General features: G+C 68.1%; 21 protein-coding genes. 5 read left to right on the top strand and 16 right to left on the bottom strand.

The genetic code is table 11. The annotated features are described in order from the left end of the window. Positions 1-52 precede the first annotated feature (52 nt). The 3 genes from EJO71_RS33025 to EJO71_RS33015 form a co-directional block, all read right to left on the bottom strand. Positions 53-2,122: a TonB-dependent receptor gene (locus tag EJO71_RS33025; protein ID WP_240651600.1), complete on the bottom strand. Its 2,070-nt coding sequence runs from the start codon at positions 2,120-2,122 to the stop codon at positions 53-55. 239 nt (positions 2,123-2,361) lie between these two features. After that, positions 2,362-2,634, bottom strand: a complete 273-nt coding sequence (locus EJO71_RS33020) for a hypothetical protein (RefSeq protein ID WP_125952848.1) — start codon at positions 2,632-2,634, stop codon at positions 2,362-2,364. Positions 2,635-2,723: 89 nt separating this feature from the next. After that, positions 2,724-3,515, bottom strand: coding sequence for a fumarylacetoacetate hydrolase family protein (locus EJO71_RS33015; protein WP_125952849.1), 792 nt, complete (start codon positions 3,513-3,515; stop codon positions 2,724-2,726). Between the two features lie 169 nt (positions 3,516-3,684). On the opposite strand from EJO71_RS33015, the gene EJO71_RS33010 reads away from it, so the two are divergent. Beyond that, on the top strand, positions 3,685-4,578 hold the full coding sequence (locus EJO71_RS33010; protein WP_125952850.1) for a LysR family transcriptional regulator: 894 nt from the start codon (positions 3,685-3,687) through the stop codon (positions 4,576-4,578). Between the two features lie 71 nt (positions 4,579-4,649). Then, positions 4,650-5,414, top strand: coding sequence for a sulfite exporter TauE/SafE family protein (locus EJO71_RS33005; protein WP_125952851.1), 765 nt, complete (start codon positions 4,650-4,652; stop codon positions 5,412-5,414). Here the strand turns inward: EJO71_RS33005 and EJO71_RS34650 are convergent. Continuing rightward, positions 5,399-6,625, bottom strand: coding sequence for an ABA4-like family protein (locus EJO71_RS34650; RefSeq protein WP_206169068.1), 1,227 nt, complete (start codon positions 6,623-6,625; stop codon positions 5,399-5,401). The genes EJO71_RS33005 and EJO71_RS34650 overlap by 16 nt on opposite strands. 131 nt (positions 6,626-6,756) lie before the next feature. Here EJO71_RS34650 and EJO71_RS32995 point away from each other — a divergent pair, with 131 nt between their 5' ends. Then, the gene (locus tag EJO71_RS32995) at positions 6,757-7,383 is read left to right on the top strand and encodes a TetR/AcrR family transcriptional regulator (RefSeq protein ID WP_125952852.1); all 627 of its coding nucleotides are present in this window, start codon (positions 6,757-6,759) and stop codon (positions 7,381-7,383) included. A 28-nt stretch (positions 7,384-7,411) separates the two neighbouring features. On the opposite strand, the gene EJO71_RS32990 is transcribed toward EJO71_RS32995, so the two are convergent. Further along, entirely contained in the window at positions 7,412-7,855 is a 444-nt protein-coding gene (locus tag EJO71_RS32990; protein ID WP_125952853.1) for an Lrp/AsnC family transcriptional regulator, read from the bottom strand. A 137-nt stretch (positions 7,856-7,992) separates the two neighbouring features. On the opposite strand from EJO71_RS32990, the gene EJO71_RS32985 reads away from it, so the two are divergent. Beyond that, positions 7,993-8,895 (top strand): DMT family transporter, encoded by a 903-nt coding sequence (locus EJO71_RS32985; protein ID WP_125952854.1) that lies wholly within the window; start codon positions 7,993-7,995, stop codon positions 8,893-8,895. Positions 8,896-8,908: 13 nt separating this feature from the next. Here EJO71_RS32985 and EJO71_RS32980 read toward each other — a convergent pair whose 3' ends face one another. The 7 genes from EJO71_RS32980 to EJO71_RS32950 all read right to left on the bottom strand — a co-directional run bounded on the left by EJO71_RS32980 (position 8,909) and on the right by EJO71_RS32950 (position 18,941). Continuing rightward, positions 8,909-12,034, bottom strand: coding sequence for an efflux RND transporter permease subunit (locus EJO71_RS32980; RefSeq protein ID WP_125952855.1), 3,126 nt, complete (start codon positions 12,032-12,034; stop codon positions 8,909-8,911). Positions 12,035-12,044: 10 nt separating this feature from the next. Beyond that, positions 12,045-13,181 (bottom strand): efflux RND transporter periplasmic adaptor subunit, encoded by a 1,137-nt coding sequence (locus tag EJO71_RS32975; protein WP_125952856.1) that lies wholly within the window; start codon positions 13,179-13,181, stop codon positions 12,045-12,047. Between the two features lie 238 nt (positions 13,182-13,419). Then, positions 13,420-13,962, bottom strand: a complete 543-nt coding sequence (locus tag EJO71_RS32970) for an Rrf2 family transcriptional regulator (protein ID WP_093209786.1) — start codon at positions 13,960-13,962, stop codon at positions 13,420-13,422. Positions 13,963-13,989: 27 nt separating this feature from the next. Then, positions 13,990-14,688 (bottom strand): Bax inhibitor-1/YccA family protein, encoded by a 699-nt coding sequence (locus tag EJO71_RS32965; RefSeq protein ID WP_093307377.1) that lies wholly within the window; start codon positions 14,686-14,688, stop codon positions 13,990-13,992. A gap of 184 nt (positions 14,689-14,872) precedes the next feature. Next, positions 14,873-15,382, bottom strand: coding sequence for a hypothetical protein (locus EJO71_RS32960; RefSeq protein WP_240651597.1), 510 nt, complete (start codon positions 15,380-15,382; stop codon positions 14,873-14,875). Beyond that, the gene (yccS, locus tag EJO71_RS32955; protein ID WP_125952857.1) at positions 15,337-17,565 is read right to left on the bottom strand and encodes a YccS family putative transporter; all 2,229 of its coding nucleotides are present in this window, start codon (positions 17,563-17,565) and stop codon (positions 15,337-15,339) included. The genes EJO71_RS32960 and yccS overlap by 46 nt, the downstream gene beginning before the upstream one ends. A 59-nt stretch (positions 17,566-17,624) precedes the next feature. Beyond that, on the bottom strand, positions 17,625-18,941 hold the full coding sequence (locus EJO71_RS32950) for an NUDIX domain-containing protein (RefSeq protein ID WP_125952858.1): 1,317 nt from the start codon (positions 18,939-18,941) through the stop codon (positions 17,625-17,627). A gap of 131 nt (positions 18,942-19,072) precedes the next feature. Between EJO71_RS32950 and EJO71_RS32945 the strand changes: the two genes are divergently transcribed. Then, the gene (locus EJO71_RS32945) at positions 19,073-20,290 is read left to right on the top strand and encodes an acyl-CoA dehydrogenase family protein (RefSeq protein WP_125952859.1); all 1,218 of its coding nucleotides are present in this window, start codon (positions 19,073-19,075) and stop codon (positions 20,288-20,290) included. A gap of 13 nt (positions 20,291-20,303) precedes the next feature. On the opposite strand, the gene EJO71_RS32940 is transcribed toward EJO71_RS32945, so the two are convergent. From EJO71_RS32940 to preA, 4 genes are all read right to left on the bottom strand, one after another. Then, positions 20,304-21,560, bottom strand: a complete 1,257-nt coding sequence (locus EJO71_RS32940) for a Zn-dependent hydrolase (protein WP_125952860.1) — start codon at positions 21,558-21,560, stop codon at positions 20,304-20,306. Between the two features lie 20 nt (positions 21,561-21,580). Then, complete coding sequence (gene hydA, locus EJO71_RS32935) at positions 21,581-23,020, bottom strand: dihydropyrimidinase (protein WP_125952861.1); 1,440 nt, start codon at positions 23,018-23,020, stop codon at positions 21,581-21,583. Between the two features lie 16 nt (positions 23,021-23,036). Continuing rightward, the gene (locus EJO71_RS32930; RefSeq protein ID WP_125952862.1) at positions 23,037-24,542 is read right to left on the bottom strand and encodes an NCS1 family nucleobase:cation symporter-1; all 1,506 of its coding nucleotides are present in this window, start codon (positions 24,540-24,542) and stop codon (positions 23,037-23,039) included. Between the two features lie 92 nt (positions 24,543-24,634). Further along, positions 24,635-25,945: an NAD-dependent dihydropyrimidine dehydrogenase subunit PreA gene (gene preA / locus EJO71_RS32925; RefSeq protein ID WP_125952863.1), complete on the bottom strand. Its 1,311-nt coding sequence runs from the start codon at positions 25,943-25,945 to the stop codon at positions 24,635-24,637. Between the last annotated feature and the right edge of the window lie 71 nt (positions 25,946-26,016).

Raw genomic sequence — 26,016 nt, 5'->3', positions numbered from 1 at the left:
GGGAGAAAATTTGGATGGCTGCACGCGCGGCGGCCATGACTTCGAAGGAGCCCTAGAAATCGAGCTTGGCGCTCAGGCTGAACGTGCGCGGATCGCCGGGCTTGATGTAGTTGTCGTACTGGTATTCCCAGTAGCGCCTGTTCGCCACGTTGTTGATCGCCGCGCGGAAGGTCGTGCTGCGCCCTGCGATGCGCGTGGTGTAGCTCGCACCGATGTTCGCGATGGTGTAGCCGGGCACGCTCAGCTGGTTCGCCGCGTTGAGCATGGTGTTGCCGGTGTACTTCATGTCGGCCGAGAGCTTGAGGCCCGGCACCTGCGCCACGTCGTAGGAAACCTGCGCGGTCGCCACCAGCTTCGGAGCGCCGGCCACGCGGTTGCCGACGTAGCTGCTGCCGCGTTCGTACGAGCTGTCGAGCAGCATCAGGTTGCCGCCGATCCGCCATTGCGAGCCGAGCCGCGTGGAGGCGCCGAGCTCCAGGCCCTGGTAGATCGACTGGCCGTCCTGCACCAGCACGTTGGCGCTGTTGGCGTATTCGGCGCCGCGCTCGATGCGGAACAGCGCGGCAGTCGCGCTCCAGCGGTCGCGCTCGGTCTTCACGCCCAGCTCGTACTGCTTGCTCTTCAGCGGGTTGAGCAACTGGCCTTCGTTGGCGTAGAGGCTGCCGACGGTGCTGCCCGGCTCCAGCGATTCGACGTAGCTGGTGTAGAGCGTGGTGTCGGGCGCGGGCTTGAACATCAGCGCCAGCGTGGGCGTGATCACGCCGCTCTTGCGGTAGCTCGAGTTCTGCAGGCCCGTGGTGTCGTAGCCGATCTGCTCGTAGGTGGTGCTGCGCAGGCCGCCCAGCACCGACCACCTGTCGGACAGCTTCAGCGTGTCGCTCGCGAACACCGCGCGCTGCGTGATGTCGCTATTGCGGTAGCGCGTGAAGTCGGTGGTGCTGGCGTAGCTGTTCGTGTTCTGCCCGAAGATGCTGCCCGTGCCGATGAGCTGGTAGATGCTGTTGCTGCTGTAGTAGTTGACCTGCTTCTGCCACGACGCGCCCAGCGTCAGCTGGTGATCGAAATCGCCGGTGCGCAGCTTGCCCGTGGCCATGGCCTGCCACTGGTTGAAGCGGTGGCCCTCGGCGCTGTCGGAGCGGTAGTCGTCGTAGCTGCCGCCGGAGTCGAGCAGGTAGGCGATGCCCTCGTTGCGGCTGCGCGTGGCGCTGCTGTGGCTGTAGCTGGTGCTCAGTGTCCAGTCGGGCGAGAGCTGGTACTGCAGGCCGGTCGAATACAGGTTGAAGTCGGTGGCCAGATGCTGGCCCGCGCCCACGAGGCTCTGGTTGTTCGCGCTGATGGTGGCGGGCAACTGCGTGCCCGTGTAGCTGCCGAGGTAGATCGATGGCGTCTGGCCGGTGGAGGTGCGCTTCTGGTAGAGCGAATCGAAGGTCCAGGTGAGCTTGTCGGTGAGCTTCGCGTCGAGCCCGAGCGACACCGAGTTGCGGCGCACGTTGCCGTCGTTGTAGGTCTTGCCTTCCTCGTGCGTGGCGTTGAGCCGGTAGCCGAAGCGGTCGTCCGTGCCGAAGCGCCCGCCGAGGTCGACGTGCTCGCTCCAGATGCCGGCGGTCTTGTAGCCCACCTCGATGCTGCGCACCGGCTGGTCGGTCGGCTTCTTCGTCACGTAGTTGACGATGCCGCCCGGCGAGCCGAAGCCGTACATGAAGCCGGACGAGCCCTTCAGCAGTTCGATCTGCTCGAAGTGCTCGTAGGGCAGCGTGATGGCATAGCTGAGGAAGGGCTGGCCGTTGATGCGATAGCCGTTCTGCCAGTCCAGCGGCAGGCCGCGCACCGTGATGTAGCTCGCCCAGGCGCTGTAGGCGCCGCTGTTGTCCGACACCGAGGCGTCGAGCGCGAACACGTCGCCGAGCTTGGACACCTGGCGCTCGGCCATGTCCTCGCCGCGCACCACGGTGGTGGAGAAGGGCGTTTCGAGCTGCGAGCGTGCGCCGAGCGCGCCGCTGCTCACCTTGGCGCCGAGATGCTGCTGCGTGTCGTCCGGCGATTCGGCCGTGACCGTCACGGTCGGCAGCGCGGCGGAGGCATCCTTGGCTTGTTGTGCCTCCTGCGCATGCGCGCGGCCGATCTGGGCGGCCGCCCACAGCACCAGCAGCGTGGCACGCGCGGGCGGGCCGAAGGCGCTGCGCCCGAACGAAATTGGAGAAGTCTGGGAAAGGGCCGTGACGGTGGCGGCTGCGGTTTTCTGGCGTCCTGGGTTCAACTTCGACTCGCGTTGTAGATAAGAATGACTCTCATCTTCGTGGCGAATCTCGTAGAAATCTTGGAGTCAGGCGCCTCTGGCGCGTGCGGCTTGCTCCTTCGGGCTCAGTGCCCGTTGCCAGGCGACGGCGCGAGCCCTCGCTGCTTCAGGAAGTCGTAGAGGCTGACCGCAAGCACCTGCGCGATCGGAATGGGCAGCGTCACGCGCAGCACCGCCGCCCGGTGGACCGGGCATTTGTCGGAGCTGTGGTCGACGCGGCTGGCGTCGAAGGTGATGTGGACGCAGCCTGCGTTGACCCAGTAGCCCGAGACTTCGTCCGCGAACACCTGAGGGGCGTGCAGGTCGTCGATGTAGGTGGCTTGCGGAGGCTGGGACATGAGGGCTCTGGGAATGCGGAAGCCCCGATGATCGGCACCAATCTCGTAGAAAAAATGGTGCGGCCGGCCTCCTGCCTTCGCTCCTGCGCTCAGACGATCCGCACCGACAGCTCCGGCAGCCGGTCGATGTGGATCTCGATCAGGTCGCCCCGCACCACAGGCCCCACGTTCTCCGGCGTGCCCGAGTAGATGATGTCGCCCGGTCTTAGCTCGAAGGCCTGCGAGAGCCGGCTGATCTGCTCGGCCACCGACCAGATCATGTGCCTGAGCGTGGCGTTCTGCTTCGTCTGCCCGTTCACCTTGAGCCAGATCGCGCCGTCGGTGAAATGGCCGACCTTCGCCACGGGGTGGATCGGGCCGACGGGCGCCGAATGGTCGAAGCTCTTGCCGATTTCCCAGGGCTTCTTCTGGTCGCCCATCTCGCGCTGCAGGTCTCGGCGCGTCATGTCGAGGCCGAGCGAATAGCCGTAGACGTGGTCGAGCGCAGAGCTCGTCGGGATGTTGCGTCCGCCCTTGCCGAGCGCCACCACCAGTTCGACTTCGTAGTGGTAGTTCTTCGTGAGCGTGGGATAGGGATGGTCGGCCACCTTGCCAGGCGTCACGACCTGGATCGCATCGGCCGGCTTCTGGAAGAAGAAGGGCGGCTCGCGGCTCGGGTCCGAGCCCATCTCGCGCGCATGGGCCTCGTAGTTGCGGCCGATGCAGTAGATGCGGCGCACCGGAAAGACCTGTTCGCTGCCGACGATCGGAATGCTCGACGCGGCGACATCGAACGGCGTGGCCTGCGCGCGGGCGGCCCCGGCGGGCAGTGCGCAGCCGGCGATGGCGCCAGTGGCCATGGCGGCGGAACCGGCCAGCAGGCCGCGACGGGAAGTGATCATGAGGGTCTCCTTGGTTCTTGTGGAATGCGCGTGCCGCAGTTCGCACGGCAGGCTCATTCTGGAATGGCGAAGCGCCGCACGACCGCACGCATCTACGCAAAAACAGGACGGAACCCACCACTGCAGAATCGGCGCATGGGCCACGACGCCGGCCCGACAGGACGCCTCCATGCTCACCCACAAACAGCTCCGCTATTTCGTCGACATCGTCGACGCGGGCAGCTTCAGCCTTGCGGCGGAGCGCCTGTTCATCGCGCAGTCGGCCCTGAGCCGGCAGATCAAGGAGATGGAGCGGCATCTGCAGGTGCCGCTGCTGGAGCGCGACGCGCGGCACCTGGAGATGACGCCCGCGGGGCGCTCGCTGTACGCCGATGCGCGGCGCATTCTTGCGGCGCTCGAGAGCGCGGCTGTCGGAGCGCGCCATGCGCAGCGCGGCATCGAAGGCACGGTGCAGCTGCTGCATTCGAGCTCGGTTCCGCTGACGCACGGTCTGCTCGAATGCCTGAAGAGCCATGCACAGCGCCATCCAGGTGTTTCCATCGAGGTGTCGCAACGCGCGTCGGAGCACCAGGCGATGGACATCGAGCAAGGCAATGCCGACATCGGCCTGGCGCGCGAGCCGGTGCTGCGCCGCTACCCGGGCGTGCAGCAGGCGCCGCTCTTTTCCGAGCCGCTGGTGGTTGCCGTGGCCGCGGCGCATGCGCTGGCCGGCCGCGAGCGCGTGACCATCGCCGAGCTGCGCCAAGAGCCCTTCGTCGCGACGCCGCATCTCGAACGCGGCGGCCTGAGCCACCGCGTGGCCGAGCTCTGCCGTGCGCAGGGCTACCACCCCACCGCCGCGCAGGTGCGCTCGCGCAAGTGGTCGCAGCTGGCGCTGGTGCAGGCGGGCTTCGGCATTGCGATCGTGCCGGAGTCGATGGGGCGCATGGCGCCAGAGGGCGTGAGGCTGCTCGCACTGGATGGAGGCGATGCCGTTACCACCGTGCTGGTGCTGTGGCGCGCGGACGATGCTTCGCGGCTCGCGCAGGACCTGGTCGCGTCGCTGCGCAGCGTTACCGGCTAGCTGATTTCGAGATCGATGGGCGCCGAATTCGGCATTGGCGCGCAAGCCGCGAAGTCCCTAGATTCGCGGGCATGGATTTCTTCTCCGGTGCCTTGCCCGTCACGCTTTGCCAGTTCGCCATCGTCTGCACGGGCGTCGTCCTCGCCTACGTCATCTTCGGCATCGCCGGCTTCGGCACCGCGCTGGTCGCCGGGCCGGTGCTGGCCAACTTCATCCCGGTGGCCAGCGTCGTTCCGCTGCTGGCGCTGCTCGACTTCTTCGCGGCGGTGGTCAACGTGAGCCGTGATTCGCGCTCCGCGGACACAGGCGAACTGCGGCGGCTGGTGCCGGTGATGGCGCTGGGCAGCCTCGTGGGCGCTGCGTTGCTGCTGCTCGGACGGCCGCAACTGATGCTGCTGGCGCTGGGAATTTTCGCGGTGGCCTATGCGCTGTATTCGCTCAGCGGCTTCAAGCCTGCTTCACGGCTGTCGCAGCGCGCGGCGGTGCCCTTCGGCTTCGTGGGCGGCATCTTCTCGGCGATGTTCGGCAGCGGCGGCTTCATCTACGCGATCTACCTGTCGGGCCGCATCGAGGCGAAGGAGCGGATTCGCGTCACGCAGTCCACGCTGATCGGGCTCAGCACGCTGACGCGGGCGGTGCTCTTTCTGCTGGCCGGCGTGTATGCGCAGACGTCGATCCTTTGGCTGGCGGTGATGCTGTTTCCGGCCATGCTCATGGGCACGGCGGTGGGGCGGCGCATCACGCTGCGGCTGTCGCGCGAGCAGTTCCTCAAGGTGGTGGCGCTTGCGGTGCTGTGCTCGGGCGCCTTTCTCATCTACCGCTATGCCGCCGGCTGAAGGCCGAAGGAGATCAGCGGCACGCCCGCGTAGGCCAGGCTGAACGTCCAGAGAATCAGCATCGCATAGAGCCCGGTCAGGAGCCACACCGCGGCGCGGCCCCACGGCATGAGCGACATGCTGATGAGCGCGCCCGCAAGCGGCAGCATCTGTTGTGCATGTATGCCGAGGAAATGCGGCACGCGCAGGTCGCCGGCGGTGGCCGACCAGCCGAACAGCGGAAGCGTGGCGCCGCCGACGATCGCGCCGATGGTCGATCCGCCATGCTGGCTGATGGCGATGCCCGCGCCCGCGCCGGCCACGAAGGTCAGGACCAGCCCCAGTACTACGGCCAGCCGGTAGGGCGCCGCCAGCGCATCGCCATGGCGTGCGAACAGCCACGCGAGCGGCAACGTCGTGCCGCTGAGCGAGAGTGCACCCACGCCCATCAGGCTGTACATGACGATGTGGAAGGTCGAGTCGGAATTGAAATGCGAGGCCTGCCCGAGAGCGCCCTGCAGCGTGATGTAGCCGATCTCGAAGACGCCCGTGGCGATCACCACCGCGACGATGGCGCGTTCGATGCGGCCGCCGCGCCGCTCGCGTGGCAGATCGCCGAGCAGCCACGCGGTGGTCAGCGCATAGAGACTGACCGAAGCCATGAACTTCAACGGCTTGACCCACACGCCGATGCCATTGACCGTGCGTGGATCGAGCCATGCGGCGACGAGGGCCGGCATCATCGCCGCGAGCAGCAGGCTGCCGAACCATGCGAGCTGCGGCTGACGCCGGTGCAGTTCCCGCGCCAGTGCCATGCAGGCGGGTGCGACCCGCAGCGCGAGGAAGGCCAGCAGGCCGACCGGGCCGAACAGGAAGGTGAGGGCGAAGCATGGGATGAGCAGCACCGGTGCAATGCCCGCGCGCTCTCCTTCGCGGGCGATCCAGGTGCCCACGAACAGGTCGAAGGCGAGGTAGTGGAACCATCCGGCCGTGAGCAGGCCAGGGTGCTGGAACAGCGCATGCACCGCCGACAGCGAGCTGTATCCGCCACCGGCCGCCGACCAATAAGTGGCCATCAGCCACCAGTACGCCAGCCCCAGGCCCACGGGGATGACGAGGCCTGTCGTGACCCAGATGACCGGCTTGGCGCGGCCGAGCCATGGGGCCGCGCCGAGCGCTGCCCACGCGGGAAGAGCCACGGTGCTGCCTGCGCTGAAGAGTGAATCGAACATGTGAGCCTCGCGGTCGAAAAAGGCCATCCAGGGTTGGATGCATGCTATCTTTACAGTGTTCAGATAAAAGCGCAACACGTTTTTCGAAGCGGTAGAGTTCTTCCTTTGAAGACCGGAGACGGCAACCAGTCATGGCGGCAAAGAAAATCGAGGAAGCGCCAGCTCCTTATCACCACGGCGATCTGCGCGCGGCGCTGATCGCGGCCACGGAAACCTTGCTGGCCGAGCGTGGCATCGAAGGCTTCACGCTGCGCGAGGCGGCACGTCGCGCGGGTGTATCGGCGGCCGCGCCCACGCATCACTTCGGCAGCGCGGCCGGGCTGCTGACCGAAGTGGCGGTCCTCGGCTTCGAGGAACTCACGCGCTATCTGCGCGAGGGCACCGAGACAGGGGGCACCGATCCCGCACGTCGCCTGCGTGGGCAGGGCATGGGCTATGTGCGGTTTGCCCTGGCCTATCCGGCGCGCTTCCAGCTCATGTTCCGCAAGGACCGCCTGTCGCAGGATGCACGGCTGGAAGCGGCCAGCGACGCGGCCTTCGCCGAGCTTGAGATGGCGATGCGCGACTACACCGGCTGGGGACGCAAGAAACCGCTGAACCGCGCCACGCAGGCCGCGGTGCTGGGGGCATGGTCCGCGGTGCACGGCTTCGCGCACCTCGCCTTGGACGAGAAGCTCGGCGGACAAGCCTGCGGTGCGGACACCAGCGACTTCGCGGAAAGCATGCTGGCCGAAATACTGAAACAGTTCTGGCCCTAGCCTTCGCCCGCTCGTTCATCCGTCTTGTTCATGGCCCCGGAAAGGGTGGCAGTCGCCTGCGGATCGTCTGCGCCTTGACGATGGATGTGTTGGTCTCGGCCTTGCTCGCGATGCGGTCGAGGATGCCGTCGAGCTGCTCCAGCGACTGCAGGAACAGCCGTGCGACGAAGCAGTCTTCGCCCGTGACCTTGTCGCACTCGCAGAACTCCGGCGTGCCCTCGATCAGCTTCTGCACCGCCTGCAGCTGCCCGGGCAGCGGACGGATGCGCACGATGGCCTGGAACTGGTAGCCCAGCGCCTTCGGATTCACGTCCAGCGTGTAGCCGCGGATCACGTCGCGCTCCTCCAGCCGGCGCAGCCGCTCCGACGTGCTGGGCGACGACAGCCCCACGTGATGGGCCAGTTCCTTCAGCGACATCCGCGCATTGGCCGCGAGGGCCTGCACGATGGCTTCGTCGATGGGGTCGAGCATGTTGTCGATCTCCGGTGAATTGGCTGCAGCGGCTTATTTTGAACGGCAATCGGTGTTGATTGCCTTATTTAAAGCATATCCAATCCGGAGCGGACGTGGCACGCTTGCTTCCTTCCTTTCCGCCGTTCGGATCAGACATGCAGACACAGCTTCGCGGCGCGCTGGAGATGAGCGCGGCCATGGTGATTTCAGGAACCATCGGATGGTTCGTCGTGCGCTCGGGCCAGCCGCTGCCCGACCTGCTGTTCTGGCGCTGCGTGTTCGGCGCGGCCTCGCTGCTGGTCGTGTGCTTCGCGCTGGGGCTGCTGCGGCGCGGCCTGACGCTGCGCCAGTTTGCGCTGGCCGCATTCGGTGGCGTGGCGCTGGTCGTCAACTGGGTGCTGATCTTTGCCTCTTTCTCGCACGCGTCGATCTCGATAGCCACTGCCGTCTACAACACGCAGCCATTCATGCTGGTCGCGCTCGGCGCGCTGCTGTTGTCCGAACGGCTGACCGCGATGAAGGCGATCTGGCTGTGCATCGCCTTCGCCGGCGTGGTGCTGGTGGCGCAGGCCAAGTCCGGCGGCGGCGCGGGGGGCTCGTCCTATTTCGTCGGTGTGCTGATGGCGCTGGGCGCGGCCTTCTGCTACGCGGTGGCGGCCTTGGTCGCGAAGAAGCTCGACGGCATCGCGCCGCATCTCATCGCGCTGATCCAGGTCTGCGTCGGCATCGTGATGCTCGCGCCCTTTGCGAACCTGAAGTCGTTGCCCGCCGACGCGGCCACGTGGGGCGTGCACCTCGCCATGGGCGTGATCTACACGGGGCTGGTGTTCGTGCTGCTGTATGGGGCGCTGCAGAAGCTCTCGACGCCGGTGGCGGGGGCGCTGTCGTTCATCTATCCGCTGGTGGCGATCGGTGTCGACTACGTCGCCTTCGGCCAGCGGCTGGGCGCATTGCAGGTGGTGGGCGCGGCGGCCATCCTGATCGCCGCGGCGGGCATGACCTTCGGATGGACCCTGCCAGGCTTGCCGGGGCGCTCGCCCGCTGCCGGAAAGAGCTGACGACGACGGTTCCTCAGGAAGCCGCCGCGACGCTGCCGCGCCTGTAGAGCCGGGCGGCCGCCCGCTTCACCAGCAGATAGAACAGCGGCACGAAGAAGATCCCCAGCATGGTCGCGGCCAGCACCCCGCCGAACACGCCCGTGCCGATGGCCACCTGGCTCGCCGAACCCGCGCCGTTGGCCAGCGCCAGCGGCACCACGCCGGCCAGGAAGGCCAGCGAAGTCATCAGGATGGGCCGCAGCCGCAGGCGTGCGCCTTCGGCCACCGCGTCGAGCAGCGGCACGCCGCGGCGCAGCGCTGCTTCCGCGAACTCGATGATCAGGATCGCGTTCTTCGCCGACAGCCCGATGGTCGCGAGCAGGCCGACCTGGAAGTAGATGTCGTTCGACAGCCCGCGCAGCGATGCGGCGATGACCGCGCCGAGCACGCCCAGCGGAATCACCAGCATCACCGAGAACGGCACCGACCAGCTTTCGTACAGTGCGGCCAGGCAGAGGAACACGACCAGGATCGACAGCGCGAACAGCAGCGGCGCCTGCCCGCCCGAGAGCCGCTCCTGGTACGACAGGCCGCTCCATGCCTGGCCCGTGCCGCGCTGCTTCTTCGCGATGCTTTCGATCGCCGCCATTGCCGTGCCCGAGCTCGTGCCGTGCGCGGCCGCGCCCTGGATCTGCACCGCGGGCAGGCCGTTGTAGCGTTCCAGCTGCGGCGCGCCGTGCGACCAGCGGGTGGTGGCGAAGGCCGAGAACGGCGTCATCGCGCCGGTCGCGCCGCGCACGAACCACTGGCGGATGTCGTCCGGGTCGGAGCGGTAGGGCGCATCGGCCTGCACGTACACGCGCTTGACGCGGCCGCGGTCGATGAAGTCGTTGACGTAGCTGCCTCCCCAGGCAATGCCCAGCGTGTTGTTCACGTCGTCCAGCGACAGGCGCAGCGCCGAAGCCTTGATCTGGTCGATGTCGATCTGCAGCTGCGGCGTGCCGGCCACGCCGTTGGCGCGCACGGACTGCAGGCGCGGGTCTTTCTTCGCGTCGCCCACGAGCGATTCGCGTGCCTGCACCAGCCGCTCGGCGCCCATGCCCGAGGTGTCCTGCAGCCAGAACTCGAAGCCGTTGGATGCGCCCAGCCCCTCGATGGGCGGCGGCACCATGCCGTAGACCTCGGCGTCGCGCTGCTGCTTCGAGAGCGCGGTGCCCGCGCGCTCGACGATGGCCTGCGCGCGCAGGTTCGCGTGCCTGCGTTCCGACCAGTCCTTGAGCGAGACGAAGGCCATGCCCATGTTCTGCCCCGAGCCGCCGTAGCTCCAGCCCGTGAGCGTGAAGATGGTGTCGGTCGTGTCTTTCTCGGCTTCCAGGAAGTGCTTCTCGACCGCGCGGTTCACCGCGTCGGTACGGCTGCTGGTGGCGCCGGCCGGCAGCGTGAGCTGCACCATCACGCTGCCCTGGTCCTCCTCGGGAAGGAAGCCGCCGGGCAGGCTCAGGTACAGCGCGCCCATGCCGGCCACGATGGCCGCGTACACGGCCGTGAAGCGCAGCGGCTTGCGCAGGATGCGGCCCAGCAGGCCGACGTAGCGGCCCTGCGCAGCGTCGAAGCGCCGGTTGAAGGCTCCGAGAAAGCCGCGCGTGCGCGGCGCGTCGCCGGCCTTCAGGAAGCGCGCGCACAGCGCCGGGATCAGCACGATGGCGACCACCACAGAAAGCGCCATCGACGCGATGATGGTCACCGAGAACTGCCGGTAGATCACGCCCACCGAGCCGCCGAAGAAGGCCATCGGCAGGAATACCGCCGACACCACCACCGCGATGCCGACCAGCGCACCGGTGATTTCCTTCATCGACTTGATGGTGGCCGCCTTGGGGTCGAGCCCTTCCTCGTGCATGACGCGCTCGACGTTCTCCACCACCACGATGGCGTCGTCCACCAGCAGGCCGATGGCCAGCACCATGCCGAAGAGCGTGAGCACGTTGATCGAATAGCCGAAGGCCGCGAGCACGCCGAAGGTGCCCAGCAGCACCACCGGCACGGTGATGGCCGGGATGACGGTGGCGCGCCAGTTCTGCAGGAACAGGTACATCACGACCACCACCAGCGCGATGGCCTCCAGCAGCGTCTTGATGACCGACCTGATCGAGATCTTCACGAAGCGCGTGGTGTCCTCCGCGTAGGCCACGCGCAGGCCGGCCGGCAACGAAGGCTCCATCTCGGCCATGCGCGCCTTCACCGCGCTGGCGGTGGTGAGCGCGTTCGCGCCCGGCGCCAGCATGACCGCCGCGCCGGCCGCGGGGTGGCCGTTCAGGCGCGTGGTCTCGGCGTACGACTCGCTGCCCATCTCCACCCGCGCCACGTCGCCCAGGCGCACCACCGCGCCGTCGGCCTGCGTCTTCAGCACGATGTCGCGGAACTGCGCGGGCGTCTGCAGGCGAGACAGCGCGGTCACGGTGGCGTTGAGCTGCTGCTTCGCGGAGGAGGGCCGCGCGCCGATCTCGCCGACCGACACCTGCGTGTTCTGCGCGGCGATGGCGGCGGTCACGTCCGAGGGCATCAGCTGGTAGCTCGCGAGCCGGTGCGGGTCGAGCCAGATGCGCATTGCATACGCAGCGCCGAAGGCCTGCACCGAGCCCACGCCGTCGACGCGGCTGATCGGGTCGCGCATGTTGCTGGCCATCCAGTCGGCCACGTCGGTGTCGGTGCGGCGGCCGGTCTCGTCGTAGAGCGCCACGATCAGCAGGAAGTTGTTCTGCGACTTCGCGACCGTCACGCCCTGCTGCTGCACCGCCTGCGGCAGGCGGCTGGTGGCCTGGCTGACCTTGTTCTGCACCTGCACCTGCGCGGTGTCGGGGTCGATGCCCTGGCGGAAGGTGACGTTGATCTCGGCCCAGCCGGCCGAGCTGCTGGTCGACTTGAAGTACAGCAAGCCGTCGATGCCCTTGAGCTGCTGCTCGATGACCTGCGTGACGCTGCTTTCCACCGCCTGCGCCGAGGCGCCCGGGTAGTTGGCGGAGACCACGACCGTGGGCGGCGCGATGTCCGGGTACTGCGACACCGGCAGCGTACGGATGGCCACGCCGCCGGCCAGCATGATCAGGATGGCGATGACCCATGCGAAGACGGGCCGCTGTATGAAGAAATTGGCGATCACTGGGGTTGTCTCAATCTGCCGAAGAAGGCGTTGCCGCGGCCGATACCGGCACGGGCGTCACCTTGTCGCCGGGGTGGGCGCGCTGCAGGCCGTCGACCACGAGCCGGTCGCCCTCGCGCAGGCCGCCGGTCACGATCCACTGGTCGCCCGCCGCGCTGCGCACTTCGAGCGCACGCAGCTCGACCTTGTCGCCGGCGCCGATCACCAGCGCGGTGGGCTCGCCCTTCTCGTTGCGCGACACGCCGCGCTGCGGCGCGAGCACGGCCTGGCGCTCCACGCCGGACTCGACCTGCGCGCGCACGTACATGCCGGGCAGCAGCAGCCCCTGCGGGTTCGGGAACTCCGCGCGCAGCGTGACCGAGCCGGTCGCGGCATCGACGGCCACCTCGGTGAACTTCAGCGTGCCGGCGTGCGGGTAGGGCAGGCCGTCTTCCATGCGCAGGCTCACGCGCGTGCTCGCGGGTGCCATGTCGCCCGAGATGAAGCGGCGCTTGAGCCGCGTGAGCTCGAGGCTCGACTGCACCACGTCGACGTAGATCGGGTCGATGCGCTGGATGGTCGCCAGTTCCGTGGCCTGGCCCGGCGCGACCAGCGCGCCTTCGGTCACGCTGGAGCGGCCGATGCGGCCCGAAATGGGCGCGGCGATGCGCGTGAACTCGAGGTTGATGCGTGCCGCCTTCAGCGCCGCCTGCGCGGCTTTCACGCCGGCCTCGGCCTGTACGAGCGCGGCCTGGGCCTCCTCGTGCTCCTGTCTGCTCACGGCGTTGGCCTTCACCAGTTCGCTGAAGCGCTCCGATTTGCCGCGCAGGCTCGCGATGCTGGCTTGCGCGGTGGCGAGCGTCGCCTGCGCCTGCTCGTGCGCCGCCTCGAAGGGGCCGGGCTCGATCTCGTACAGCACCTGGCCCGCGCGGACCATGCTGCCTTCCTCGAACAGCCGCTTGCGCACGATGCCGTTCACCTGCGGCCGTACCTCGGATACGCGGAATGCGGCCGTGCGGCCCGAAAGTTCGGTGTGCACGGGCACGTCGCTCGCGTGCAGCGCCATCACGCCGACTTCGGGGGGCGCGGCGTCGGTGTCCGGGGCCTGCCTGGCGCCGCATGCGGCGAGCACGAGCAGGGAAAGAGGGAACAGGAGCTTGAAAGTCATGGCTGTCCGGGAACGCGATGCGGCGCGAGCCGGAGTCGTCCGGGTCGCGCATGTTTGATGTTTTGCACTGTTATGGTGCATTGTGCCTGCCGTGTTGCGACGCAACATGAAGGATTCCTGAGGGTTCCGAGGGATAAGACCCAAGGAAAAAGGCCCACGCAGGCAAGAGCCCGCCGCCACGTCGATCCGTGGCGGCGGGCCCTGCCGCGTGGGCCCGATGGCGGTGGCTGGCTCGGAGCTAGCTGGCGCTTTGCTGACGCCGTCCCAGCGCGAACACGGAGTTCGGCGCGTCGACGACGAAAGGCTTGCGCGTGGCCGGCTGGCCGGCCGGCGTACGCCGGGTTTCGGTTCGCACCGCGGCCTGCACGCCCTTGGCCTTCTGCTCGTCGACCAGGCTTTGCAGCGAGATCGACTTGAGGAACTCGACCGCCCGCAGGTTCACGGTGGCCCAGAGCTCGTCGATTTCGCAGCGGCCCGTTTCGCCCGGCGCATCGGCATCGCGCCGGTGGGTGGTTTCGGCATCGTGTTCCTCGATCGAGAGGACGATGTCGGCCACGGAAATCTCGGCCGCCTTGCGGCTCAGGGAATATCCGCCGCCCGGGCCCCGGGTCGATTCGACCAGGCTGGCGCGCCGCAGCTTGCCGAACAGCAGTTCTAGGTACGACAGCGACACGCGCTGGCGCAGGCTGATCGAAGCCAGGGTGACGGGGCCCGAACGGCCGTGCAGGGCGATGTCGATCATCGCGGTGACCGCGAAGCGGCCTTTGGTGGTGAGACGCATGGGATGTTTTCCTTCCTTCGTGGGGAATTACTCGTCCCGGCCGCCGGCGATGCCCAGCAGGGCCAGCAGCGACTGGAAGACGTTGTAGATGCTGAGGTACACACCCAGCGTGGCGGAGATGTAGTTGGTCTCCAGGCCGTCCTTCACGCGCTTGAGGTCGTGCAGGATGAAGGCCGAGAAGATGCCGATGGCCAGGACCGACAGCGTCATCATCAGCGCGCTCGACTTCAGGAAGAAGTTGGCGATGCCGGCCACCAGCAGCAGGATGGCGCCGATGAAGAGCCACTTGCCCATGCCCGACAGGTCGCGCTTGATGACCGACGACAGCGTGGCCATGCCGAAGAAGATCGCACCGGTTCCGGCGAACGCCGTCATCACCAGGCTGGCGCCGTTGGCCAGGCCGAGCACGGTGCCGACCAGGCGCGACAGCATCAGGCCCATGAAGAAGGTGAAGGCCAGCAGCACCGGCACGCCGGCGGCGGTTTCCTTGGTCTTCTCGATGGCATACATGAAGCCGAAGGCGCCGCCGAGGAACACCATCAGGCCGATGCCCGGCGACATGGCGCGCGAGAAGCCGGTGGAGACGCCGATCCAGGCGCCGAGAACGGTGGGCACCATCGACAGCGCGAGCAGCCAGTAGGTGTTGCGCAGGACGCGGTTGCGCTCCTGCGGCGAGGCGATCGGGAGATCGATGCTGTCGTGATAGGCGGTAGGGCTGTTGTTCATTTTGTGTTGGTTCCTTGAAGCTGGACCTGTTCCGGCTACGCGGCACGCAATGGCGCGCGAGGTGGCACAGGGCCGTGAATGGGGTGTCGGGTAGCGGCTGCGAGCCGGGCACCGCCGGATGGCGGCCGGCCCGGATCGCAAAGGGGGAGCCATGGCGGCTCCCTGTCACGCAGGCCTTCGGGGCCTAGGCGACGAAGGAAGCGGCCCGGGGTGGGCGCTTGAGTCGCGCCAGGAACGGCGAGACGATGGTGGTCAGGCCGAGTTTCGGCGGCTGTTCCGTGAAGTGCAGCAGCGCGGGCGCGCCGTTGCGTGCGTCGACCAGTTCGGCATGTTCGGAGCCGGCTTCGTCGATGGAAAGGGCGTCGTCAGATGCCTTGTCGGCATCGCCCGCCGGCAGCTTGGCGCCAGCGGGTTCGGTGAAGGCCACGCTGACGACCAGCGTCTGGGCAGCCTTTGCAGCCTGCGGATTGCCGTGCGAATGGCCGGCACCGATCATGCTGTGGGCAAGCACGGCAAAGCCGTAGCAGGACAGCATGATTGCAAGGACGGTAGCGGCAAACCAGCGGGGCATGTAGGGGTATTTTACCTGCCGCGCTCCGGGTTTTTTCGCGGCGGCGATTTCAACCGACCTGATCGCACGGATGTTCCTCAGGCCGGCGCGGTCGTGGTTTCGCTGCCTTCGGGCTGCAGCCATTCGCTCGCGTGGGTGCGCAGGGCGTCTATCTGCAGCCAGATCAGACCGAGTTCGGTATGGAAAGTTCGCGCCTGCGGGTCGCCGTTCTCGCCGCCTTCGCCGGCCACGACGGCCTGGGCCAGCGCGGCGCGCGCGGCCGATTCGGCTGCCGGATTCGCGGCCGGATCGCCCGCAACGCCCTTTTCCAGCCCGGCCGCCAGCGCTTCCAGCGCCGCGATCGCCCCTTCTGCCGATGCGTGCAGCACCGCCATCTGCGCCGAATCGGGCAGCGCCGCGCGATGCGCGCCCAATGCCGAGAGATAGCTCAGCAGCGTGTGCGAGCGGATCAGGAAGCGCAGCGCCACCCCCGCGCGCGGCCGCACGTAGCCCGGCTCGCGGAACATGTCCGACACCGCGGTGGACAGCGCCGCATCCGCGTTGTGGTCGTTGCGCCGCGCCAGCCGGTAGTCGAGGTGGTCGCGCGCGCCGGTGCGGTACTGCACGACGATCTGCCGCAGGTAGCCGGCATGGCCGCGCATGGCGGCGGCGGCCAGTTCGTTGATGCGCCGTGCCTGCCAGTGCGGCAGCACCAGAAGCACGGCCAGCCCGGCGATCGCGCTGCCGATGGCGGTGTCGACCAGCCGCGGCACCAGCAGCACGCCACTGTCGCCGACCTGGTTGAAGCACATCAGCACCAGCAGCGTCATCGAAGCGGTGGCCAGCAGGTAGCGCGTGGTGCGGGTCGCGAAGAACAGCACGCCCGCCGCCACCGCGAGCACCGACTGCACCAGCGGTTGCGGAAAGAGCTGCAGCAGCGCCCATCCCGCCACCACGCCGAGCGCCGTGCCGGCAATGCGCTGGCCCATGCGCGCGATGGTGTCGCCATAGCTCTGCTGGCAGACGAAAAGCGTGGTCAGCAGGATCCAGTAGCCCTGTGCCGGGTGGATGGCATGCATCACGCCATACCCTGCCACCAGCGCGATCGACAGCCGCAAGGCGTGTCGAAAGAGCGGCGAGCGCACGGTGAGCTGGCGCCGCACACGCTCGACCGCGTCGCGCCACGAGCGCGGGGAGCGGTCGAACAGGCCCATCTCCGTGCGGCCGGCGCGTGCCGAGGGTTGGCTGGCGCCCGTGAGCTGGCCGTCGAGCAGCGCGAGATTGCGCGCCAGCGCCTCCACCGAGGCCAGCAGCACCAGCCGCCCGTGCGTGTCGGCCCGCGCGCGTTCGTGCTCGATGGCGCTGCGCAGGTCGGCCAGCGCCTGCACGGTTTCCGGACCCACCTCGAAGGGCTCGCGCCGCGCGATCGAATCGGCCAGTCGCTGGCAGGCCAGGCCCTGCAGGCCCAGCACGCGCTGGCAGCGGTAGAGCAGGTCGCTGTGGAAGAAGGCGTCGGCAAGCGCGTTGTAGTCATCGTGCGAGGAGCTGGCGCGCTCGTGCACGTCCTGCGCGATCAGGTAGAGCCCCCGGTAGCGCGAGATGCGCCCGGTCGGCGCACGCGCGCCGATGCGGCGGAAGATGCTTTCCTTGGCCGCGTTGAGCTCGGTCACCACTTCCGCGTTGAGCTGCGACAGCGCGAGCCGCTTGCGCTCGATGTCGATGCCGCGCAGCGGCTCGAACAGCGAGGCCTTGAAGCGCACGTAGTTGCCCAGCACCGTGAAGAGCGTCACCAGCCGTGCCTGCACCGGCTGCGCCGGAAATGCCGCGCACCACAGCACCGAGAACACGCCGTACCAGGCCGCACCGGCCAGCAGCAGAAGGGGCTCCCTGCCGCGATGGGTCACGCCATGCGCGCCCATGTTCTCGATGCCGAGCGTGGCGTACATCGCGAGGATCAGCGTCGCATACGCGATCGCCTTGTAGCGCGCTTCCACCGCGCCGAGCATCGTGAGGCAGAAGGCCGAGAGCGCAAGTCCGGCGATGAACAGCAGCGGCATGCCGAAGGCCGCTTCCACCGCGAACGCGATGGCCGCGAAGCAGCCCAGCGTGACCAACTGCGCGCGCAGCCGGCCGCGCCAGCTGTCATCGGTTTCCGCGAGCGCGCTGGCGATGGCGCCGAGGAAGAGGGGAATCACCGCATCGGGGTGGCCGGTCCAGGCGCAGGCCGCCATGAGACTGCCGAGCGTGAGGAGGATGCGCACGGGCTGCGCGCGCGAAGCGAAAGACCGCAGCTGCTGGCGCAGCGCGTCGGGAGACAGGGGAAGCATGATGGGCCGATCTTGCACGATGCATGCCACGGCCGTGTGGCGCCGGCCCGAAGATTTATCTACTTGCGTGGGCTGTGCAGGAAGCCGTGGCGCGGCGCGATCCAGCGGATTTCGTTTTCGCCGGCCGCGTGGTCGTCCGGCGTGCCCGTGAACAGCACCCTCTCTTCGACCAGCAGGAACCGGCGAGGCTGCGCTTCTCCGTCGCCCAACAGCACGCGCAGCGTGGCGTCGCCGAGCTCGATCCGTTCGCCGGGCGGCAAGGTGGAAGCATCGGGCCATGCGTCGAGCGCGCGTGTGGTTTCTTCCGTGATCGCCTGTGTCGACAGCAGCCATCGCACACGCCCCGGCGCCGCCGCGACGAGTGCCTCGATGTGCGCCGGGCTCGCGGGCAACGCGTCGATCAACGCGCAATCGCCGCCCGCGGTGCCCACGAAGTAGCTGTGCGCCAGCGCGCCCTGAGCATCGCCTGTGACCCGCACGACCCGCGCCGACAGCCGCGTCACCAGCCCGGCCTCGTGCGCGTACCGCCCGCCGCCTTCGCCGTCGGGATCGAGGTGGCCGACTTCCTCGTATGACGGCTCTTCCATGTTCACCGGCCGCCGTCCCGCGGGTCCGTCCGCCAGCCGGGGCATGACGCGCGGAATGTGCTTCAGGCCGTGCGCATGAGCCATGAGCCCGGCCACGCTGTCGAACTGCGCGAGACCTTCGAGGATGCGGCGCGTCACGTTCATCAGCTTGAGCCCGCGCGCCGGGGCCACTGCTTCCGCGGGGCGCAGCCACATGTGCTCGATCGTTTCGCGGCCGTCGGGACGGACGCTCTGCACCTCGGGCATCGCCGCGAGAAAGAAGCGCGTGTCGAAGCGGCGCGGCATTCCCGGCGGCGTGAGCCAGTGGGAGAAGTAGGCGAGCCGGTCGGTCGCGAGCTTCCAGCCATGTTGCTCGCACAGCGAGAGCAGCGCGTCGGTGCCTTGTTCCGCTGCATGTCGCATGGTCGCGAGCTGGTCGGGCGGCAGCTTGTCCAGTGCAACGATCTGGCCGGCGCCATCGGTCGCGAACAGCACGCCGGCTTCCTCGAAGCATTCGCGGATCGCGGCCGCGTAGTAGTCCAGGCCACCCTCGGGCACGCCGAGGCGTTCGCTCGCGGCACCGTCGTCGAGGCCGTTGCAGAAGCCGTGCAGGCCACGATCGTGCGCATCGATCACGCCACCCGGAAACACGCTGGCGCCGCTGTTCTGGTCGTTGGCCTTCTCGGCCCGCCGCAGCATCAGCACCTCGAGGCCCTGGCTTCCGTCGCGCAGGACGATCAGGGTGGCCGCCATCCGCACGGGGCGTGGCGAAGCGGGGCGTGGCGAGGCATCCGGTGAGCTGGCGGTCATGCCTGCATTGTCGCGCCGGCCGCTGCTGCGAAGGTGACAGCACCGGGGCTCCGCTGTCGCGCGGAAGACCGTGCGAAACGCGGCGCGCGACGTACCGTCAAGGCACATCGACTGTTGCTGAAGGACGCACCATGCATTTCGAATTCACGCCCCGGGTGATCGCGCTGCGCGAGGAACTGCTCCGGTTCATGGACGAGTTCGTCTATCCGAACGAGAAGCGCCACGAGGAAGAACTGGCCGCCAACGCCCGCGCCGGCCGCCCCTACGCCGAGCTGCCGATGATGGCCGGCCTGAAGGCCAAGGCGCGCGAGCGCGGGCTGTGGAACCTGTTCCTGCCCGAGTCGGAGCACGGCCCGGGCCTCAGCAACGTCGAGTACGCCCCGCTGTGCGAGATCATGGGCCGGCGCTACTGGAGCTCCGAGATCTTCAACTGCTCCGCGCCCGACACCGGCAACATGGAAGTGCTGGCGCGCTACGGCACCAAGGCGCAGCAGGAACGCTGGCTCAAGCCGCTGCTGGCCGGCGAGATCCGCTCCTCCTTCGCCATGACCGAGCCCGAGGTGGCCTCGAGCGACGCCACCAACATCCGCTGCAGCATCCGCCGCGAAGGCGACGAGTACGTCATCAACGGCCGCAAGTGGTACATCACCGGCGCGATGAACGAGCGCTGCGAGATCTTCGTGCTGATGGGCAAGACCGACCCCGACAACGCAGACCGCCACAAGCAGCAGTCGATGATCCTCGTGCCGAAGAACACGCCCGGCGTGACCATCGTGCGCGACATGGCGCTGCTCGGCGTGTACGACCCGCCCTTCGGCCACCCCGAGATCGTGTTCGAGAACGTGCGCGTGCCGGTCGAGAACATCCTGCTCGGCGAGGGCCGCGGCTTCGAGATCGCGCAGGGCCGCCTCGGGCCCGGCCGCATCCACCACTGCATGCGCGCCATCGGCATGGCCGAGGCAGCGCTGGAGATGATGTGCCAGCGCCTCGTCTCGCGCACCGCCTTCCACAAGCCGTTGTCGGAACAGGGCGTGTGGCGCGAGCGCATCGCCGAGTCGCGCATGCTCATCGAGCAGTCGCGCTGGATGGTGCTCAACGCCGCCTACCGCATGGACACCGTGGGCAACAAGGTCGCCGCGAAGGAAATCGCGATGATCAAGGTGCTCACGCCCAACAACTGCGTGAAGGTGGTCGACTGGGCCATGCAGGCCTTCGGCGCGATGGGCCTGAGCCAGGACACGCTGCTGACCCACTTCTACGCCTACGAGCGCCACCTGCGCGTGGCCGACGGCCCCGACGAGGTGCACCGCAACGCCATCGCCAAGCAGGAGCTGGCGGCGTACCAGTAAGAAGAAAGAAGCCTCAGTCCACGCGCTTGGCTCTTTCGAGCATCGCGTGCAGCAGCACGTTGCAGCCGGCCGTCAGGTGGTCGGGCTGCGCGTCTTCTATCTCGTTGTGGCTGATGCCGTCCTTGCAGGGCACGAAGATCATGCCGGCCGGCGCCAGCCGCGCCGCGTAGATCGCGTCATGGCCCGCGCCCGACACCACGTCCATCGTCGAGTAGCCCAGCACTTCGGTCGCGCGCCGCACCGCATCCACGCAGTCGGGGTGGAATGGGCAGGGCGGTATGTACGACACCCGCTCGATGGTCACGCCCAGGCCGGTCTCGCGGGCCGTGCGTTCGACGAACGCGAGGATCTCCGCGTGCATGCGGTCCAGCAGCTCGTCGTTCACGTTGCGCAGGTCGATGGAGAACTTCACCTGCCCCGGAATCACGTTGCGGCTGTTCGGGTGCACCTGCACCATGCCGACCGTGCCCCGGCCGTACGGCTGGTAGCTGTAGGCGATGGCCACCACCTCCTGCATGATCCGCGTCGCCACCTGCAGCGCGTCGCGGCGCAGGTGCATCGGCGTCGGCCCCGCATGGGCCTCCATGCCGGTGACCACGCAGTCGTACCACGACAGCCCCAGCACCGCCGGCACCACGCCGATCACCTTGCCCGCGTCTTCCAGCACCGGGCCCTGCTCGATGTGCGCCTCGAAATAGGCGCCGATGGGGTGGTCGCCCGGCGTCTGCGGGCCGACGTAGCCGATGCGCTCCAGCTCCTCGTGCACCGTCTTGCCTTCGGTGTCCTTCGCGGCGTAGGCGTGCTCCAGGCTGAAGGCGCCGCAGAACACGCCCGAGCCCATCATCACCGGCACGAAGCGCGAGCCTTCCTCGTTGGTCCAGAAAGCGACCTCGATGGGCGCCTCGGTGCGGATGCCCTGGTCGTTCAGCGTGCGCACCACCTCCAGCGCCGAGAGCACGCCGTAGTTGCCGTCGAACTTGCCGCCGGTCGGCTGGGTGTCGATGTGGCTGCCCGACACGATGGGCGGCAGCGCGGGGTTGGTGCCCTCGCGGCGCATGAAGACGTTGCCGATCTTGTCGACCGTGATCGACAGCCCCGCCTCCTTGCCCCACGACACCACGAGGTCGCGCCCCTGCTTGTCGAGGTCGGTCAGCGCCAGTCGCTTGACGCCGCCCTTGGGCGTGGCGCCGATGCGCGCCAGCTCCATCAGCGAGTTCCACAGGCGCTCGCCGTTGATCTTGAGCACCTGCTTTTCCACTACTGCATTCATGTCGAAGACTCCTTGGAATTTCAGCGCGCCACGGCCGTGGGCGCATGCTGGTGCTTGAAGCGTTCCAGCGCGGTGAACATCGGCGCGAAGGCCGGGCGCTTGAGGTAGCGGCCGGTGCCGGGCTCGGCGCGCAGGTCGCCGTCGCGCCAGACCCAGCGGCCGGCGCTCAGGGTGTGCTTGGGCACGCCCATGACTTCGCGGCCTTCGAAGATGTTGAAGTCGCTCTTCGAGTGCTGCGTCTTCACCGACAGCGTCTTGGTGGCCTTCGGGTCCCACACCACGATGTCGGCATCGGCGCCGGCCTGGATCACGCCCTTGCGCGGATACAGGTTGAACAGTTGCGCCGCGTTGGTCGAGGTGACGCGCACGAACTCCGAGGGCGTGAGCCGGCCGGTGTTCACGCCCGCGTCCCACAGCACGGCCATGCGTTCTTCCACGCCGCCGCAGCCGTTGGGAATCTTCGTGAAGTCGTCGCGGCCGGCCGCCTTCTGCGGGGCGCAGAAGGTGCAGTGGTCGGTCGCGGTGGTCTGCAGGTTGCCGCCCTGCAGGCCGCGCCACAGCATGGCCTGGTTCTCGCGCGAGCGGAAGGGCGGGCTCATCACGTGGGCGGCGGCGCGCGTGAAGTCGGGGTCGCGGTAGGCGCTTTCGTCGACCACCAAGTGGCCGGCCAGCACCTCGCCGTACACCCGCTGGCCGCGCGCGCGGGCACGGGTGATGGCATCGAGCGCCTCGCCGCACGACACGTGCACCACGTAGATCGGCACGCCCAGCACGTCGGCGATGGCGATGGCGCGGTTGGCGGCCTCGGCCTCCACCATCGGCGGGCGCGACAGCGGATGGCCCTCCGGCCCGCGGATGCCCTGCGCCAGCAACTGCTGCTGCAGCATCGCGACCAGCTCGCCGTTCTCCGCGTGCACCGTGGGCATGGCGCCGAGCTCCAGCGCGCGCTGGAAGCTCTTCACCAGGATCTCGTCGTCGGCCATGATCGCGTTCTTGTAGGCCATGAAGTGCTTGAAGCTGTTCACGCCATGCTCGTGCACCAGCTCGCCCATGTCCTTGTGCACGCTGTCGCTCCACCAGGTCACGGCCACGTGGAAGCTGTAGTCGCCGGCCGACTTCTCCGACCAGCCGCGCCACATGCGGAAGGCGTCCATCAGCGGTTGCTGCGGGTCGGGAATCACGAAGTCGATGATGCTGGTGGTGCCGCCGGCCAGGCCCGCCGCGGTGCCGCTGAAGAAGTCGTCGGCCGCGACCGTGCCCATGAAGGGCAGCTGCATGTGCGTGTGCGGATCGATGCCGCCGGGCATCACGTAGGCGCCGCCGGCGTCGATCACCTGCGCGCCGGCGGGTGCCTGCAGGCCGGCGCCGACCTGCACCACCTTGTCGCCTTCGCAGAGCACGTCTGCGCGTTGTTCGGCATCGGCGTTGACCACCGTGCCACCGCGAATGAGTACGGTCATGGCATGAGTTCCTTTTCTAGCTGGGGTTCTTGAGCGGCGCGGCCACGCCCTGCAGTCGCGGCGCGCGCGCCTTCATGAGGCCGAGGTACACGATGGCCGACAGCACCACGCCGACGAACCACGCGTAGGTGTAGATGGTCTTGAAGAACTCGGGCATCGACGGAACGGCCGACGGAAACGCCGCGTTCAGGAAACCCGGGATGTTGGGCAGCACGCCGACCGCGAAGGCCACGATGGCCGCCATGTTCCAGCCGTTGCCGTAGGCGTACTGGCCGGTGCCGCGGTAGAGCGCGTCGACGTCCAGTTCCTTGCGGCGCACCAGGTAGTAGTCGGCGATCAGGATGCCGGCCACGGGCCCCAGCAGCGCCGAGTAGCCGATGAGCCAGGTGAAGATGTAGCCCTGCGTGGTCTCCAGCACCTTCCACGGCATCATCACGATGGCGATGCCGGCGGTGATGTAGCCGCCCTTGCGGTAGGAGATCTTCTCCGGGTTGAGGGCCGAGAAGTCGTAGGCCGGGCCCACCAGGTTGGCCGCCAGGTTCACGCTCACCGTGTCGATCAGCAGGATGATCAGCGCGATCAGCACCGCCGCGCCGGTCATGCGGCTGGCCAGGTCCACCGGGTCCCACAGCGCCTTGCCGTAGATCACCACGGTGGCCGAGGTGACCATCACCGCCATCATCGCGAGCAGGCCCATGGGCGCGGGCAGGCCGATCACCTGGCCCACCACCTGGTCGCGCTGCGAGCGCGAGAAGCGCGTGAAATCGGGAATGTTCAGCGCCAGCGTGGCCCAGAAGCCCACCATGGCCGTGAGCGACGGCCAGAACACGGCCCAGAACAACCCGGCCTTCTTGCCGCCGGGCTCGAACTGCGAGGGCTGCTCGAAGATCGGCCCCAGCCCGCCCGCGCGCTGCACCGCCCAGTAGAGCAGGGCGATGCACACGATGATCTTCAGCGGCGCGGTGTAGGTCTCCAGCCGGCGGATCGACTCGATGCCGTGCACCACGAAGTACAGCTGTATCGCCCAGAAGATCATGAAGCACACGAGCTGCGCGCCGTTGATGCCGAGCACCGGCAGCTTGTCGCCGCCCAGCGGCTGGCCCATGAGCACGCCGACCAGCGTGTAGATCATCTCGCCGCCGAACCAGGTCTGGATGCCGTACCAGCCGCAGGCCACGATGGCGCGCAGCAGGGCCGGCAGCCGCGCGCCGCGGGTGCCGAAGGACGCGCGCGCCATCACCGCGTACGGAATGCCGTACTTCGCGCCGGCGTGGCCGATCAGCAGCATCGGCACCAGCACGATCGCGTTGCCGAGGAACACCGTGAGCACCGCCTGCGACCACGACATGCCGCCCTCGATCAGGCTGGCCGCCAGCGTGTAGGCGGGAATGCACATGACCATGCCCACCCACAGTGCCGCGAAGTGGTACCAGCGCCACGTTCGCTGCGCCAGCGTGGTGGGCGCGAGGTCTTCGTTCCAGAGGTTGGCGGCGGGCGCGCCGCCGTGCGATGGGGTCGTCATGTGGGTTGTCTCCTGAACGTGTGTTGTGGTCTTTGCCGTGTTGTCGTTCCCCTCCTGCCGTCGCCCGGTCTGCGCCGGGTTCGTGTCCTTGCTCAGGCGTGCCGGTCGGCGCGCATCGGGTTGTTCGGGTGCGTGGTCCAGTTGGCGTACTGCGCCACCACCGGATGGCCGGTGCGCGCGTCCACCTCGCCGGGCTTCAGGGTGCGCATCGACAGCGCGCCGGGCACCGGGCAGATCGACACGCACAGGTTGCAGCCGACGCACTCTTCTTCCTTCACCTCGAAGTAGCGCATGCCGTCCTTGGTGGCGGTGATGGCCTGGTGCGAGGTGTCCTCGCACACCACGTGGCAGCGGCCGCACTGGATGCAGGCGTCCTGGTGGATCACGGCCTTGTCGACGTGGTTGAGGTTGAGCTCCTTCCAGTCGGTGATGCTGCCGATGGCGCGGCCGCGCAGCTGCTCGAGGCTCTGGTAGCCCTTCTCGTCCATGAAGTTGGAAAGGCCGTCGCACAGGTCCTGCACGATCTTGAAGCCGTACACCATGGCGGCGGTGCACACCTGCACCGAGCCGCTGCCCAGCGCGATGAATTCCGCCGCGTCGCGCCAGGTCGAGACGCCACCGATGCCCGAGATGGGCAGCCCCGCGGTCTGCGCATCGCGCGCGATCTCGGCCACCATGTGCAGCGCGATCGGCTTGGCGCCGGGGCCGCAGTAGCCGCCGTGCGAGCCCATGCCGCCGGTGTTGGGGAACATGGCCATGGCGTCCAGGTCCACGCCCATGATCGAGTTGATGGTGTTGATGAGGCTCACCGCGTCGGCGCCGCCTTTCTTCGCGGCGCGCGCGGCGGGGCGGATGTCGGCCACGTTGGGCGTGAGCTTCACGATCAGCGGCAGCTTCGAGTAGTGCTTGCACCACTCGGCCACCATCTGGATGTACTCGGGCACCTGGCCCACGGCCGCGCCCATGCCGCGCTCGCTCATGCCGTGCGGGCAGCCGAAGTTCAGCTCCAGCCCGTCGCAGCCGGTGTCTTCGACCATCGGCAGGATGTTCTTCCACGACTCTTCGGTGCACGGCACCATCACCGAGGCCACCAGCGCGCGGTCGGGCCAGTTGCGCTTGACGCGCGTCATCTCCTCCAGGTTGGTGCGCAGCGGCCGGTCGGAGATCAGCTCGATGTTGTTGAAGCCGGTCACGCGCCGGTCGGCCGCATAGGACACGGCATAGCGCGGCCCGTGCACGTTGACCACGTTCGGGTCTTCGCCCACGGTCTTCCAGACCACGCCGCCCCAGCCGGCCTCGAAGGCGCGCACCACGTTGATCTCCTTGTCGGTCGGCGGCGCGGAAGCGAGCCAGAAAGGGTTGGGGCTGCGGATGCCCACGAAGTCGATGCTCAGGTCTGCCATGAAATGCTCCTGTCGCGGCCGTGTATCGCGGCCGTGTGCGACGCTGGATGAAAGGGAGTGTGAAGAAGGGC

The organism is Variovorax sp. 679 (assembly GCF_003952185.1).
Classification (GTDB): domain Bacteria; phylum Pseudomonadota; class Gammaproteobacteria; order Burkholderiales; family Burkholderiaceae_C; genus Variovorax.
Note: the sequence above shows the minus strand (reverse complement) of the source record. Positions and strands in the feature narration are given on the sequence as shown.

Excerpts from the sequence above, each read along its gene's own strand:
- EJO71_RS33005 (WP_125952851.1), top strand. The coding sequence starts at position 4,650 with ATGGATTTCTTCTCCGGTGCCTTGCCCGTCACGCTTTGCCAGTTCGCC.
- EJO71_RS32970 (WP_093209786.1), bottom strand. The coding sequence starts at position 13,962 with ATGCGTCTCACCACCAAAGGCCGCTTCGCGGTCACCGCGATGATCGAC.
- EJO71_RS32950 (WP_125952858.1), bottom strand. The coding sequence starts at position 18,941 with ATGACCGCCAGCTCACCGGATGCCTCGCCACGCCCCGCTTCGCCACGC.
- EJO71_RS32975 (WP_125952856.1), bottom strand. The coding sequence starts at position 13,181 with ATGACTTTCAAGCTCCTGTTCCCTCTTTCCCTGCTCGTGCTCGCCGCA.
- EJO71_RS32990 (WP_125952853.1), bottom strand. The coding sequence starts at position 7,855 with ATGCTCGACCCCATCGACGAAGCCATCGTGCAGGCCCTCGCGGCCAAT.
- EJO71_RS33010 (WP_125952850.1), top strand. The coding sequence starts at position 3,685 with ATGCTCACCCACAAACAGCTCCGCTATTTCGTCGACATCGTCGACGCG.
- EJO71_RS32945 (WP_125952859.1), top strand. The coding sequence starts at position 19,073 with ATGCATTTCGAATTCACGCCCCGGGTGATCGCGCTGCGCGAGGAACTG.
- EJO71_RS32965 (WP_093307377.1), bottom strand. The coding sequence starts at position 14,688 with ATGAACAACAGCCCTACCGCCTATCACGACAGCATCGATCTCCCGATC.
- EJO71_RS32995 (WP_125952852.1), top strand. The coding sequence starts at position 6,757 with ATGGCGGCAAAGAAAATCGAGGAAGCGCCAGCTCCTTATCACCACGGC.
- EJO71_RS33020 (WP_125952848.1), bottom strand. The coding sequence starts at position 2,634 with ATGTCCCAGCCTCCGCAAGCCACCTACATCGACGACCTGCACGCCCCT.
- preA (WP_125952863.1), bottom strand. The coding sequence starts at position 25,945 with ATGGCAGACCTGAGCATCGACTTCGTGGGCATCCGCAGCCCCAACCCT.
- EJO71_RS33015 (WP_125952849.1), bottom strand. The coding sequence starts at position 3,515 with ATGATCACTTCCCGTCGCGGCCTGCTGGCCGGTTCCGCCGCCATGGCC.
- EJO71_RS32930 (WP_125952862.1), bottom strand. The coding sequence starts at position 24,542 with ATGACGACCCCATCGCACGGCGGCGCGCCCGCCGCCAACCTCTGGAAC.
- EJO71_RS32960 (WP_240651597.1), bottom strand. The coding sequence starts at position 15,382 with ATGGCTGCAGCCCGAAGGCAGCGAAACCACGACCGCGCCGGCCTGAGG.
- EJO71_RS34650 (WP_206169068.1), bottom strand. The coding sequence starts at position 6,625 with ATGTTCGATTCACTCTTCAGCGCAGGCAGCACCGTGGCTCTTCCCGCG.
- EJO71_RS32985 (WP_125952854.1), top strand. The coding sequence starts at position 7,993 with ATGCAGACACAGCTTCGCGGCGCGCTGGAGATGAGCGCGGCCATGGTG.
- hydA (WP_125952861.1), bottom strand. The coding sequence starts at position 23,020 with ATGACCGTACTCATTCGCGGTGGCACGGTGGTCAACGCCGATGCCGAA.
- EJO71_RS32940 (WP_125952860.1), bottom strand. The coding sequence starts at position 21,560 with ATGAATGCAGTAGTGGAAAAGCAGGTGCTCAAGATCAACGGCGAGCGC.
- yccS (WP_125952857.1), bottom strand. The coding sequence starts at position 17,565 with ATGCTTCCCCTGTCTCCCGACGCGCTGCGCCAGCAGCTGCGGTCTTTC.